Source organism: Lactobacillus kullabergensis (assembly GCF_003151025.1).
GTDB lineage: Bacteria > Bacillota > Bacilli > Lactobacillales > Lactobacillaceae > Lactobacillus > Lactobacillus kullabergensis.
Map to the genome: position 1 here is coordinate 72815 of NZ_CP029477.1, position 13741 is coordinate 86555.

10 protein-coding genes are annotated in these 13741 nt (G+C 38.5%); 5 read left to right on the plus strand and 5 right to left on the minus strand.

The genetic code is table 11. The annotated features are described in order from the left end of the window. Positions 1–58: 58 nt before the first annotated feature. The gene (locus DKL58_RS00355; protein WP_109585682.1) at positions 59–445 is read right to left on the minus strand and encodes a DUF4430 domain-containing protein; all 387 of its coding nucleotides are present in this window, start codon (positions 443–445) and stop codon (positions 59–61) included. A 23-nt stretch (positions 446–468) separates the two neighbouring features. Next, a complete protein-coding gene (gene nrdJ, locus DKL58_RS00360; protein WP_109585683.1) occupies positions 469–2703 on the minus strand; it encodes a ribonucleoside-triphosphate reductase, adenosylcobalamin-dependent in 2235 nt (744 codons plus the stop codon). 638 nt (positions 2704–3341) lie between these two features. On the opposite strand from nrdJ, the gene DKL58_RS00370 reads away from it, so the two are divergent. The 3 genes from DKL58_RS00370 (at position 3342) to proC (ending at position 5761) form a co-directional block, all read left to right on the plus strand. Then, the gene (locus DKL58_RS00370) at positions 3342–4052 is read left to right on the plus strand and encodes a YjjG family noncanonical pyrimidine nucleotidase (RefSeq protein ID WP_109585685.1); all 711 of its coding nucleotides are present in this window, start codon (positions 3342–3344) and stop codon (positions 4050–4052) included. Between the two features lie 64 nt (positions 4053–4116). Continuing rightward, a complete protein-coding gene (locus DKL58_RS00375) occupies positions 4117–4980 on the plus strand; it encodes an aldo/keto reductase (RefSeq protein WP_109585686.1) in 864 nt (287 codons plus the stop codon). 13 nt (positions 4981–4993) lie between these two features. Next, positions 4994–5761 carry a pyrroline-5-carboxylate reductase gene (gene proC / locus DKL58_RS00380; protein WP_162542304.1) on the plus strand — a complete coding sequence of 256 codons (768 nt, stop codon included), beginning with the start codon at positions 4994–4996 and terminating at the stop codon, positions 5759–5761. A 67-nt stretch (positions 5762–5828) separates the two neighbouring features. On the opposite strand, the gene DKL58_RS00385 is transcribed toward proC, so the two are convergent. Together DKL58_RS00385 and DKL58_RS00390 are read right to left on the minus strand one after the other, a co-directional pair. Then, positions 5829–7223, minus strand: a complete 1395-nt coding sequence (locus DKL58_RS00385; RefSeq protein ID WP_338034133.1) for an IS3 family transposase — start codon at positions 7221–7223, stop codon at positions 5829–5831. A gap of 107 nt (positions 7224–7330) precedes the next feature. Beyond that, entirely contained in the window at positions 7331–8341 is a 1011-nt protein-coding gene (locus DKL58_RS00390; protein WP_034978727.1) for a D-2-hydroxyacid dehydrogenase, read from the minus strand. 326 nt (positions 8342–8667) lie between these two features. On the opposite strand from DKL58_RS00390, the gene DKL58_RS00395 reads away from it, so the two are divergent. Continuing rightward, positions 8668–9495: an exodeoxyribonuclease III gene (locus DKL58_RS00395; protein WP_109585688.1), complete on the plus strand. Its 828-nt coding sequence runs from the start codon at positions 8668–8670 to the stop codon at positions 9493–9495. Positions 9496–9568: 73 nt separating this feature from the next. After that, positions 9569–12409, plus strand: coding sequence for a DEAD/DEAH box helicase (locus DKL58_RS00400; protein WP_109585689.1), 2841 nt, complete (start codon positions 9569–9571; stop codon positions 12407–12409). A gap of 180 nt (positions 12410–12589) precedes the next feature. On the opposite strand, the gene DKL58_RS00405 is transcribed toward DKL58_RS00400, so the two are convergent. Further along, on the minus strand, positions 12590–13717 hold the full coding sequence (locus DKL58_RS00405; protein ID WP_045927334.1) for a serine hydrolase domain-containing protein: 1128 nt from the start codon (positions 13715–13717) through the stop codon (positions 12590–12592). Positions 13718–13741 lie beyond the last annotated feature (24 nt).

The window sequence follows — 13741 nt, forward strand, 5'->3', positions numbered from 1 at the left end:
ATAAATTTTTTGTGCAAGCACTAAAATATTTCGTACTTAGTCGCTTGCACGGACTTTTTTATTTCATTTTTGCTAAAGTTAATTTTACTTTATCGTTACTTGCGACTTTTTGCTGGTTAGCACCTTTGGTAGCGTATTTTCCGTTAACGGTGTAAGTCCAGTATATTTTCTTTTTGGCATTTTGCTTTTTACCATCAATTGCAGTAATGAACCCTTTATTGCTGTCTACTTTCCAGGCCTTTTTTAGACCAGTCATAACAGTAGACTTTTTAGGTACTTTAACTGTCTTTTTTTCTGTATCTTTTTTCGTAGCTAAAACATAGCTAACAGAAATATTATTATTTGCTTTAGGTTTTTGCTGGGTCTGATTGTTCTGGCAACCGGATAAAGTAAAGGCAAAAATGGTTGCAACACTAGCAATTATTGGCAGCTTGCTTTTTTTCATAATTATAAATTCGCCTACTTAAATTATTTAACAGGACATGCACCGGATTCACAGTCAGTTTGGTCAACTAACTCCAAGTCTTTTTGATCATCATTTTGCTCAGCAAAGACTTGAGCGACATCACCGGTAATCTGGGCTTTTCTTTCTTCGTATTTTTCTTTATCGATCGGCTCTTTTGGCGCTTGCTTGAGCGAACCACCATAGTATGGCAACAGTGAAGTTGACTTAATTACATGTCGGTATTGTTTAAAGAGTGAAGTAATCTTGTCGCCTTCGTCGCTTTGGAAAGTAACGGTACAGCTGACTGCATTATCTGACCAGTAAGTTTGCAGGAATGCTTGCGTTGCAAACTGTTCTTCAATTGAAACTGTGCCAGCTGAAGCGAAGTTTTTACTATCAGCGTGAGCAGCACGTAATGGAAATTCAACACAAGTCGTGTTTGGTGAGTATATATCTGGTTCTGAATAGTAACCGCAAGCGTCAAGTGCTTTGAGCAGCGGATCAGAAGCTTGGAATCTGATTCTTTGAATGAGGTAACCGGCATAGTGGAAGTGCATTCCCTCAGAAGCTCCAGCCAGTTTGGCAACAGTACCTGAAGGCTTAACAGTTGTGTGCTTTATTGATTCATTACAATTCAAAGTCTTACTGTATTCTTTATCAGCATCGATGACGGCTTGGTAAGCTTCAGTAACCATTTTAATTCCTTGAGGATCGTAAATTGGTTTCTTGATTTTTGCACCAGTTTCTTCATCAATACTGTCTTCAAAGCCGGTAACAACGCGGTGACCCAAATCGTTTAACAGCCAGTCTTGGATACCTGACATGGAAACACCAATTCTCCGGTTCTTATAAATGATGTTACGGGAAATTTCCCAGTCATAGTCACTGAAGGTTACCCGCTTAGCGAAACGAGTTGCTAATCTGAAAACGTCTTTCAGATCCCAATTTTCTTGTTCTGCAATATATGGAAATACTTCAAACAGGTTGCATGGTTCACCATTACCCAAGGAAATTTCTCCGCAAGGGTTAGTACCTTCAACGTCACCATCAATATCTTTTTGATAGCCGTCAATAATCCGGCCATAATTACGAGATAAGTCAAGGTTAACTATTCCGGGTTCACCGTTTTCCCTGATACCGTTTGCGATTGGTTCGTATTCATTAAAGTTAGAGTCAATAGCTACACTGTTATTTGAGGCCCAGCGGTGGTGGTAGAGTTTATCTTTATCTTGTTTCATCGTGATAAAGTCTTGGTCAGTATTCGTACCTAAAGCGAGCTCTGCTGACCTTCTGACATTGCCGGCAACAACAGTTTTACCAATCAAATTGCAGATATCAGTACAATCAACAGAGGTTAAGTTGCTGTTAACACGGTTATTAATGATGTTGTTAATATCAAAAAGCATTTCCACCAATGGCATTGGTCCAGAAGCAGTGCCGCCAAAACCGTGAATTTTAGCTCCGTAAGGACGAATTCTGCTGATATCGAGTACCAGTTTGGTCTTATTTTCAGAATTGGTTTGATTAAAGTGCATATCAATTAGACGAGCGTTTGCTAAAATCCAGCCCTCGCGGGTATCAGGCAAGTTGTAATAAATATAATCTGACTTATCTTCATTTTGCTTAGCCCATTCAGCTTTGTCAGTCGCACCCAACTTAACTGAATCTGCGTATGAAGCACTCTTTTTGTCAATTACGACTGCCAAGTCGATTTTATTATCAACTGCAGGAATCTTTTTAATATTGTCTTTCACAACAGAAAAGCCAACGCCGCCGCCTTTCATTAATTGGTCAAAAAGAAATGAAAAGGGCATTGAAACGGCTTCTTGTTCTTGGCCTAAATAATCTGGCACTATATGACTGTCACCATATTTTTGCGGCCGAATAGCAATGAACCAGCAATTATTCAGAGAGTCACCATTGCGCTTTTGGTAGTCTGTACCAGAAACCCACAGGTTTCTTCCAGAAGGTGTTGCACCTAAACCGTAAACCAGTTTAAATAAATCCTTAGCCTCGTTTGTTAGTTCATCAACTACTTCTGTTGCAGGAGAATCTTTGAGACGGGGATCCAAATTAATGTTGCCCTCGATTACGCGTTTAACCGTTTCGTCCCAATTTTCGGAACGATTTTTTTCAGGAAGCCATCTGGCATAGGTCCTTTTATAAGTAACCCAGCCAAGCTCTCCCCAATGGGGAGTGACATTTTGTTTCACTTGATCAATGTAACCCTGATCTAAGGTTATGCTCGTATTTTTCATGTTCAAAGTTACTCCTTAAAATTGATAAATTGTTCCACAGACACATCATCTATGGCTACAATTAGAACTATACCACAATATCTTGTATTTTCTAGAGCAAAGATTGCATCTAAACACGAACAAAAGTCTTAACTTGATGTCCGAGTAGGTTATTGGGACTAATAAAAAAATATATAGAATTCAAAGCAAGAAAAAAGCACAATAAGTTGAATCTAATACTTATTATGCTTGAATATATCTTTATTTTTTTAAAGTAAAACTAATGCCTGACTGCTGCGAAGAAAAGGAAGATTAAGCCCAGAAAAATAATTGCAGGAATGAATAAGTGAATTAAGAAAAAGAAAGCAAGAGCACAAGCTAAAAGGAAAAATAGGATTTTGACAATCCCAATTCCCATTTTGACCAAAAGCCAAATGAGAAACAAAATCACTAATAATGTAAACATGCCCAATCACCCCTTTTGCTTAAATTAAAGGATATTATATCTTATTTTGTGAAATAGCAGTAGCAATGTAAGCAAAATTTAAAAATAGTTAATTATGTCCTTTATCAGTGAAATATTGTTATAATGAATCTCCACACTATTTTTAGTGAATACGCATTATATTCTTAGGAATATTTGGAGAGGAAGAAATTGCTTGCGTTATAAACAAATAATTTTTGATGTTGATGATACTTTGATTGACTTTGCTACCACGGAAAGCTTTGCTTTGCATAGTCTCTTTAAAGCACATCATTGGCAGTTAACTGATGAGATGCAACGTGATTACCATGCATATAATCAAGGACTGTGGCGTAAGCTGGAACAAGGCAAGATCAATTATGATCAGCTGAGTAGAATGGCTTTTACCAATTTTATTAAAGAAAATTTGGGCATTGCAGTTGATGGCTTAACAATAATGAATGAATATCGTTCTTATTTTGGTGAGTCGTACAAGTTGCTGCCGGGAGTTATGGATACTTTGCGGTATGCCCGTAAACAAAATTATTGCTTAACGGTTTTAAGCAACGGTGAGACCTTCATGCAAAGGCATCGCTTGGAATTAGCGGGGATTAAGGATTATTTTTCTTTAATTGTGACATCTGAAGAAGCTGGTTTTTCTAAGCCTGATACCCGTATTTTTGATTACTTTTTTGCTCATACTAATATTGGTCCAGCAGATACTGTCTTTTTTGGTGACGGACTGCAGTCAGACATATTAGGAGCAGAAAACTATGGTTTTGACAGTATTTGGTATAACCATCGCAGGCGCAAGAATAAGATGAATCTGCATCCGCTGTATGAAGTAACTACTTATCCGCAATTTGTAACTTTACTCAAAAGCGACTTTCAAAAACAGCCGCAATAATTGCTATCTTTTGCTGTAGAAGTATAGCTCAGTTCGGTATAATAGTGGTGAGAGGTGAAAAATTATGACTAGCAAAATTCAATCTTTAAATGACACTTATGAATTAAATAATGGCGTCAAAATTCCAGCTATCGGACTGGGAACTTGGCAAACTCCTGATGGTGAAGTTGCTCAAAAAACCGTTGAGGATGCGCTGAGTCTCGGTTATCGTTTAATTGATACTGCTGCTGCCTACGGCAATGAGGAAAGCATTGGCCGGGGCATTAAACGAAGTGGAGTTAACAGGCGTGACTTATTTGTGACGACTAAGTTGTGGAATGATCATCACGGTTACCAGAAAACTAAAGCAGCAATTGATGAAAGTTTAACTAAACTGGATTTAGATTATCTTGATTTGTACTTAATCCATTGGCCTAATCCGGCTCCGGTGCGTGATCACTGGGCTGAATTGAATGCGGAAAGCTGGCAGGCAATGGAAGAGGCAGTTCAAGCAGGAAAAATTCGCGCAATTGGCGTTTCTAACTTTAGGCGTAAGCACTTAGATGAACTTCTGAAAACTGCTAAGATTCGTCCTGCCGTTAATCAAATTTATCTTAACCCTAGTGATATGGAAGAAGACGTGACGGCTTATAATAAAGAACTTGGTATTCTGAGCGAAGCATATTCACCACTAGGTAGAGGTGGTTTGTTTGCTAATGACACGGTAGTTTCTATTGCGCAGCATTATGATAAGAGTCCAGCACAAGTTTTATTACGCTGGTCGTTGCAACATGGTTTCGTTCCACTACCAAAATCAGTTCATCGCGAGCGCCTTGAAGCTAATTTGCGGGTCTTTGACTTTACTATTACTGAGGCTGATATGGCAAAACTTGATGGTTTGCATGGAGCAGCTCAAGTAGCAAATGATCCAGATCAAACAGATTTTTAAAAGGTGCTTGTTGATGAAAATTGGCTTTATTGGAGCTGGTAAAATTGGCTCTGCAATTATTGAGGGCTTGTTGAATGCCCAAAATCCTAGTGAAGACATTTATGTTTTTGACGGTGGACGCCATCACACTGCGCAAAAAATGGCAGCTGAACGTCACTTAAGCTTGATTAATAATTATGAGGACTTTAATGATTGTCAAGCAGTTATAGTAGCGGTAGGCGGATCTGCCACTGAAACAATCATCAAAAATTTAGGTCAAAAATATCACGGCATTATCCTGTCAACTGGCGGTGGTGATCTGACTCAAATTAATCAAAAGCTGCCAGCAGAAACTTCTTTTGCCAAAATAGTGCCCAATACACCGGTACAAATCGGTGCAGGTATTACAGTTGCCAGCTTTATACCTGATGAAAAGCCGGCAGTAATCACTACTGTCAAAAATATTTTTACCCAAATGGGAGCAGTTTACGTTGTGCCTGAAAAACTACTAGGCATTTATGGTACTGTAGCTGGTTGCACGCCTGCTTACGTTGATCTAATGGTTGAAGCTCTCAGTGATGCCGCAGTACAGAATGGAGTTAACCGAGCCGAATCATACGAAATAATTAACCAGATGCTTTTAGGTACTAGTAAGTTGGCACTCATTAGTAAAAAATTGCCCGAAGAGTTAAAAGATGAAGTTACAACGCCGGGCGGTTCGACAATTAGGGGTGTAACTAAACTGGAAGAGGAAGGCTTTAGAAACGCGCTAATTCAGGCGGTAAACACTTCTGCTAATTAAAATAATCAATTAAAAAGACACCAGATAATGATGTGAACCCTAAATTTAGGACACTTTATATTAGCTGCTAACTGAGGACTAGCTTCCGATATTCAAGCGGAGTTAGTCCTTTTAGTTTGATTTTGATTCTATTCTGATTGTAATACTCAATGTAGTCTCTAATCGCATCTTCCAGTTCAGTGAGATTTTTAAACTGTTTTTCAAAGCCATAAAACATTTCTCGTTTGAGTATGCCGAAGAAGCCTTCCATTAACCCATCATCAAGCGAATTGCCCTTGCGTGACATTGATTGGCTAATGCCACGATTTTTGAGCCATGCTTGAAACTGGCCGTTTTGGTATTGCCAGCCTTGATCAGTGTGAAAGATCAAGCCATTCAGTGCCGGATGCTTGTCCCAGGCCTTTCTTAACATATCCATGGTCTGCTTAAGATTAGGGCTGCGGGAAATGGTATAGGAAACAATCTCTTGAGTGCAGCCATCAATGATCGGTGATAAATAGGTCTTTTGCCCCTTGAGCTTAAACTCCGTCACATCTGAATACCATTTGTGATTGGGATAAACCGCACTGAAGCTGCGTTTAATCAGGTCAGGCTTAATCGGACCCTGAGTGCCGCGATAGCTGCTGTATTTGTGCCAGCGTTTACTGACTATGCCAAACAGTTTCAGCTTGTTCATTAAGCGCTGCACCTTTTTATGGTTGACTAATAAACCGCGACGCCTAAGTTCTGCAGTAATGCGGCGATAGCCATAGCGGTGCTTGTGTTCTTCATAGATAGTTTTGATTTCTGCCATTATTTCTCGATTATCCCGCTCTTTGTCCTTCTTCTTTAAAGTGTAGTAGTAATTACTACGGGATAAGTGCGGCAGATTGGGATTGGCATTAATGGCATCAAGAATAAAAGTTACGCTGACTTTAAGCTCGCGCCTTAGTTGGGTAACTGCCTGGGCTATTTCCGCGGCTTGCGGTTCTTGGTCCGCTGGTCGACTAAGACGCTCAATTTTTTTACGAATTCGTTCTCGATTTTCAGCTTTAAGTTCTGCTGGCGTAAGCGGTCGTTCTCTTGCTTGAGCCGATGATTTTCCTGTTTGATCAGCTGTTCTCTTTTGGTCATGGGGCGGTCGTCCTCTCTGCTTGTTAACGATATTATACCCATTTTTACGATATTCGCGCAGCCAATTAGACAACATGCCACTACTTTTTAAGCCCAAGTCAATAGATACTCGACGGGCAGGCTCATGTTCAACTATGATTCGCCTAAGAGCTTGCTCCTTAAAATTACTTGTATAAGCAGTGAAAGGCTGATCTAAAATAGCTAGACCGTGACGGCCAATTAAAGCTAACAAGTAATTAATATTAGTCTTGCCAACACGATAACGCTGACTTAGCTCAGCAGGGCTGATTTGATAATCGTGCCAAAGATGATAGATTTCAACTTTATCTTGTTTAGATAATTTGGACATAAAAATGACCCCCAAATTTGTCCTAAATTTGGGGGTCATATCACAATTTTATCTGATGTCTTTTTTGACAATAAAGTGTATTTAAGAAGGGAAAATAAGTTTAGAGACTAAAACTCTTTGTCTAAATCAACTGGAGTATCAGCTTTTTCACCCTTAATTAGCTTCAAGTTGTTGTCGAAAGCCTTGATAACCATGTTACGAACAGCATGAGTAGTGTAAAAGGCTGTATGTGGAGTTACCAAAACATTTGGCCGTGCAATCAAGTCAGCTAAACGTTTGTCAGGAAAGTCCTTACCACTGAAGTCACTGTTGAAAATACCAACTTCATTTTCGTAAGTATCCATTACGAAGCCAAAAACTTTACCTGAGTCAAGACCACGAACAATTGCATCCGTATCAACTAATGGTCCACGGGAAACGTTGACAATAACAACGCCATCCTTCATCTTCTTAATTGAATCATCGTTAATCATGTGAACATTTTCTGGAGTATCAGGAACGTGAAGTGAAATAACGTCAGACTTAGCGTAAAGTTCATCTAAGTCATCAACGTAGTAACCCTTCTTTTCTAATTCTGGGTTCTTGAAGATATCGTAGGCAATAACCTTAGCGCCAAAGCCTTCCATAATTCTCATGAATACTTGACCAATATGACCAGTACCTACAACACCAACAGTTTGGTCACGTACTTCGCGACCAATTGTAGGTGCCCAGCGCAGATCATGCTTAGCAACTTTTTCGTCCATAACCTTGTCTTGGCGCAAAACTCTGGCAGCTTGAATAGCAGCGTGTTCAGCGATGGCATCTGGTGAGTATACCGGAACATTAGTGATCTTAAAGCCTAATTCCTTAGCTTTCTTTAGGTCAATATTGTCAATACCAACGTTACGGATTGACCAGTTGTGAATACCTAATTTGTCTAAAGCCTCAATAGTATCAGCCTTGTAATCCAGTTGCTGGTAAGTTACAACACCATCAGCACCTTTAGCTAATTCAGCCGTTTCAGGGGTGAGAAGTTGATCAGTGAAATCAACATCAACATCCTTGTGAGCTTCCTTCCATTCATGTACATATGGTTCTTCATCTTTACGAATGGCGTAAGCATAAATTTTAGTCATAAAATCTAACCTCCAAAGATTATTATTGTTGTCTCTTGTGCTATTATACACTTGCTTAACGTGATTGAAAAATATAAAAATGTGAAAAAATTATTTTTTAAAAAATACTGCTATGTCGGTAATCGCTTACATTTATGCTGCAAAAGGGATTATAGCAAAATAAGAAAATTACAAATATTTTTTGCTAAGGTAGTGAAAAAAATAACAGCAAATTTAATGGAATTACGTGCAAGTTGGTAAAAAATAATACTGCTAAGAATCATAGAAATTTTGAGTCCCTGTGAAAAAACTATATAATGAAAGAAATGATTAATAAGGAGAAGAAAATGATCTTAATTTCGTGGAATATTGATTCACTTAATGCAGCTTTAACAGGAACTTCCTCGCGTGCAGTGGCAACACGCCAGGTTTTAGAAAAAATACATGCTCAAAATGCAGATATTGTCGCAATTCAAGAAACAAAGTTGCGCTCGACAGGACCTACCAAAAAACATTTGGCAATATTAGCTCAAGAGTGTCCAGAATATGATATAGTATGGCGCTCATCAGAAGAACCGGCCCGTAAAGGTTATGCTGGTACTATGTTTTTGTATAAAAAAGAACTCAAGCCCAAAGTAACTTATCCCCTGATTGGGGCACCAGAACCGATGGATCATGAAGGCAGAATTATTACGTTGGAGTTTCCTGAGTATTTTGTGACCCAAGTTTATACGCCAAACTCAGGTAATGGTCTAAAGCGCTTGAGTGAACGGCAAGTATGGGATGAAAAATATATCGCGTATTTGCAAAAGTTGGATCAGGAAAAACCGGTATTAGCTAGTGGAGATTATAATTGTGCCCACCATGAAATTGACCTGAAACATCCGGATACAAACCATCATTCTGCCGGTTTTACAGATGAAGAGCGAGCAGATTTTACTAAAATGCTTAAGGCCGGCTTCACCGATACCTTTAGAAAAATAAATGGCAACGTTGAGGGAGTTTACTCTTGGTGGGCTCAACGTGTAAGGACTGCTAAGGCTAATAATTCAGGCTGGAGAATTGATTATTGGCTGACAAGCAATAGAATTGCTGATAAGGTCAAGCGTTCCGAGATGATGGATACTGGGGAGCGCGCCGATCACTGCCCAATTTTATTGGAAATAGATTTATAAATAGTAATAAAAAGAGATCCAAAGGGTTGGGTTTCTTTTTCTTTTGTGTAAAATAGCTTTGAGGTGATGTTGAATGAATGAGCCTTTGCAGGATGCCATTCTTAACGGTTTGTATGATCCCAGCTATCCAGGACATGAATTATTAGGACCAAAACTGTTGCAAAATAACAAACAGGAGAATATCTGGCTGACGCTGCGTCAAGAGCTTCTTAGCTGCCAAAGTTTTACCTGGGCAGTGGCTTTTATTACTCAAGATATGCTTGTTCCGTTTAAAGTAGTCATGGCTGATTTGGCTAAAAGAAATATTACGGGTACTTTAATTACAGGTGACTACTTAGGATTTAACAACCCTAAAGTTTTCCGTGAATTGTTAAAAATTCCCAATTTAAGCGTTAAAATCACCTCTAAAAACGGTTTTCATGCTAAAGGCTATCTTTTTGAACACGAAGATTGGCAGACTTTAGTTATCGGCAGCGCTAATTTTACCCGGGCAGCTTTGCTCAGTAACTGTGAGTGGGCTTTGAAGATTAGCTCAAAGAATAATGCTACATTAACTGTGCAGATTGCCCAGCAGTTACATGAATTAAAAAGAAACAGTATGCCCTTATCTGAAAGTTGGATAGCAGAATATGAACAAAATTGGGTAAAACCACAGTCGCAATCAGGGGCTCAGTTAAATGAAAAAGCTAAAATTGTACCTAATGAAATGCAAGAAGAGGCTTTGCATGAATTAAAGGGACTAATTGATAATGGGCAAAAACGTGGTCTAGTAGTTTCAGCAACAGGAACAGGCAAAACGTATTTGGGAGCATTTGCAGTCAAAGACTTTAAGCCTCATAAATTTCTTTATGTTGTCCACCGCGAGCAAATTGCCAAAAAGGCTTTAAAAAGTTTTTACCAAGTGATTGGTGGCCAGTCATCTGATTATGGGCTATTAACAGGACATAAGCATCAGATTGACTGCAAATATGTTTTTGCTACAGTGCAAACTTTAAGCCAGACAGATATACTTGACAGCTTGGAGGCAACAACTTTCGATTACATTTTGATTGATGAGGCTCATCGGGCGGCTGCACCAAGTTATCAGCGTATTTTTGCCAAATTCAAGCCACAATTTTGGCTGGGGATGACTGCTACGCCGGAAAGAATGGATGATCAGGATGTTTACCGCTTATTTGATTATAATTTAGCCTATGAGATCCGTTTGCGTGAAGCACTGGAAGAAAAGATGCTTGCACCTTTTCATTATGTTGGCGTTGAGGACTATGAAGTAGATGGTGCAACGATTGACGAAACTACTAACTTGCGCAGACTGCTTGCGCCAGAGCGTGTTGATTATGTTTTAAAACAGTTGGATTACTATGGCTACTGCGGTTCACAAGCCAAAGGGCTGGTTTTTTGCAGTCGCCAAGAAGAAGCGCGTAAATTAGCGCAGGCTTTTTCAGAACGTAAGCATCCAGCAGTTGCTTTAACTAATGAAGATAGTGAAAAAAGAAGGCTGCAAGTAGTCAGGCAACTGGAACAGGGCAAAATTGATTACATTATTACCGTTGACCTCTTTAATGAAGGAATTGATATTCCGGCTTTAAATCAGATTATTATGCTCCGTAATACGCAGTCCAGCATTGTTTTTATCCAGCAGCTGGGTCGCGGCTTGCGTAAATATCCTGGTAAAGATTATGTGACTGTCATTGACTTTATTGGTAACTACAAAAATAATTATCTGATTCCGATCGCTTTGAATCAGGATGACAGTCGTTCGCAAGATAAGGCTCGCGAGGAAAGCATGCTTCCCAGCTTTATTGATGTTTCAACAATTAACTTCAGTCAAATTGCTTCTGCCCAAATTTTGGCTTCACTTGATAAGATTAAATTGGACAGCATCAAAGAATTACGTGAGTCTTATCAAGAACTAGCGCAAAAAATAGGACGTCCGCCTCTGTTATTTGATTTTTATCGTTATGGTTCAACCTCACCTATGGTTTTTGCGAATAACCATAGTCTTAAACATTATGGCGACTTCTTGATTAAAATGGGTGAACCTGTGAAGCTAAGTGATTATGAAGATGGCGTTTTGTCTTTTGTTACCAAGGAATTATTAAATGGGAAAAGACCACATGAACTAATACTATTGCAGCTGCTTTTAGAAAAAGACCAGGTTAGTCAAGAAGAATTTGAGCAAGTCTTGCATGATTATGGTGCTTACGTTAATGAAAAGGTCCTGACTTCAGTAGAAGATATTCTTTCTTTGAACTTTTTTGACATCAAACAAGGCAAGACAACGAAAAAAGACCAGTATGGCGGTCAACCTCTTATAGTCAAAATTGATTTGTTTGACTATTCATTAGCACCAATATTGGCACAATCTCTTAACCAAAATGAAACTTTTAGGAAATTATTTAGAGATGTGATTAAAACGGGTTTGGCACTTAATCAAGACTATGACAATCACAAACAATTTACCCTTTACCAGCAATATGATCGTAAAGATGTTTGTCGGTTGTTAAACTGGCCCAAAGATGTTTCCGCACCTATGTATGGCTATCGTGTAGACGAAAACGAAACGCCTATTTTTATTACTTATCAAAAAGATTCGACTAAAAAGCGCAATGCTTTGTACCATAATACGCTAGAAGACGGTCGCTGTTTGCGCTGGTATACGAGATCGCCCCGTCATCTAGAATCAGATGAAGTTCAGAGACTGCTTAATACTCCGCAGATGAAGCTGTTGCTTTTTGTTAAGAAGAGCGATGCGATTGGCAAGCAATTTTACTATTTAGGACAGGTAGATATTCAAAAGGATACGGTCAAGGAAGAATTACTGGGGCCAAAGAAAAAAGCTGCGGTAGGGATGAACTTGCTGCTAGAAAAGCCATTGAGTACAAAAATGTATGAGCTACTATTTGATGAATAAGAAAAAGTCTAAGAGTTGAACTTCTTAGACTTTTTGAGTTAGCAAAGAAAGTAATATTTTTAAATATTAAAAGGATTATTACAAAACAAAGGACCAACAAATCACGTTGATAAATGCTGATTTATTAGTCCTTTTGATATGTAAGTAGGAAATCACTTTAGCTAATTTTTTGATAAAAACCTAGCGCTCTACAAAAGTATTAGGTTTGATACGTTTCAGGATTTCGTATCCTACATCTTTTTGATCATTTTCATTATCGTTAGTTTGATTTAAAAACATAACAATTCCATTTTGATTATCAGCAGTTAGCTGCACCCAGGTGCCAAAATGCTGTCCCTTAAAGCTGCCATAGGCGTTTCTAATATTATCATTATTGTATAGGTACATTCCACCTGAATAGTTAACTACTTTGCTTTTTAGGTGAGTCAAATAATAGAAATCATCTTTATTTAAAACTGTGCCGTCTGTTAAGCCCACCTGAATCTTGTAATATTCTGCTGTGGTAGTAAAAAGATTGCCAGCACCAGGAATTTGTGAAACCAAGCTTTTTTTGAGATAAGTTGCTTTTTGATAGTTCTTACTCCCATTTGAATAGTATGAAATTGGATCAGTCATTTTCTTAGGGATGTTTTGGTAAAGATAAGTATTTTTCAAATTTAGCTTATCAATAATGCGGGTTTGCAAGTTATCTTCGTAAGACTTGCCTGTAACTTGCCTAATGATACCGGTGAGTAAAATATAGTTACTATTATTGTAGTGATAATTACCTATTATGTCAGATGCTGAGGCATTGATATTATTAACCACCCAGTTAATAGCATTGTCTTCTGAATAATTATAGCCTCTGTCTATTTCTGTTTTAGTAGCCATAATTCCAGAAGTATGGGTCAGCAGATTTCCTACAGTAATATTATCGGCATTCTTGAGGTTAGGGTACCAGCGAGATATTTTGGTGTATTGAGTAAATTCGTCTTTGGTGCCCTTGGTTTCATTAATTAGTTGAACTATCATTGCACCAGTAATTACTTTTTGCAGTGAAGCGGTGGGATAAACAATTTTGCTGCTGCCATTACCAATTCTTTTGCCATACCAGGCATAACCGTAGCTGATTGTTTGTGGAACCCCGTTTTGTACTACTGTGACTATGCCACGAACATTGTGCTTTTTAAAAGTATCTCTAACAAAATTGTACATTTCAGTCTGCTTATTATTAGTGGCAGTTGCTGCACTAACCTGACTGGTTGCAGTAACTAAAGGTGAGGCAGCAATAACTAGGGAAGCCACAATTGTAATAAATTTATGCTTCAAAATAATTCTTTTCTCCTTAAAATA

Bases quoted from the DNA above. Each gene is read 5' to 3' on its own strand.
- DKL58_RS00390 (WP_034978727.1), bottom strand. From the start codon at position 8,341: ATGACTAAAATTTATGCTTACGCCATTCGTAAAGATGAAGAACCATAT.
- nrdJ (WP_109585683.1), bottom strand. From the start codon at position 2,703: ATGAAAAATACGAGCATAACCTTAGATCAGGGTTACATTGATCAAGTG.
- proC (WP_162542304.1), top strand. From the start codon at position 4,994: ATGAAAATTGGCTTTATTGGAGCTGGTAAAATTGGCTCTGCAATTATT.
- DKL58_RS00375 (WP_109585686.1), top strand. From the start codon at position 4,117: ATGACTAGCAAAATTCAATCTTTAAATGACACTTATGAATTAAATAAT.
- DKL58_RS00385 (WP_338034133.1), bottom strand. From the start codon at position 7,223: ATGTCCAAATTATCTAAACAAGATAAAGTTGAAATCTATCATCTTTGG.
- DKL58_RS00395 (WP_109585688.1), top strand. From the start codon at position 8,668: ATGATCTTAATTTCGTGGAATATTGATTCACTTAATGCAGCTTTAACA.
- DKL58_RS00400 (WP_109585689.1), top strand. From the start codon at position 9,569: ATGAATGAGCCTTTGCAGGATGCCATTCTTAACGGTTTGTATGATCCC.
- DKL58_RS00355 (WP_109585682.1), bottom strand. From the start codon at position 445: ATGAAAAAAAGCAAGCTGCCAATAATTGCTAGTGTTGCAACCATTTTT.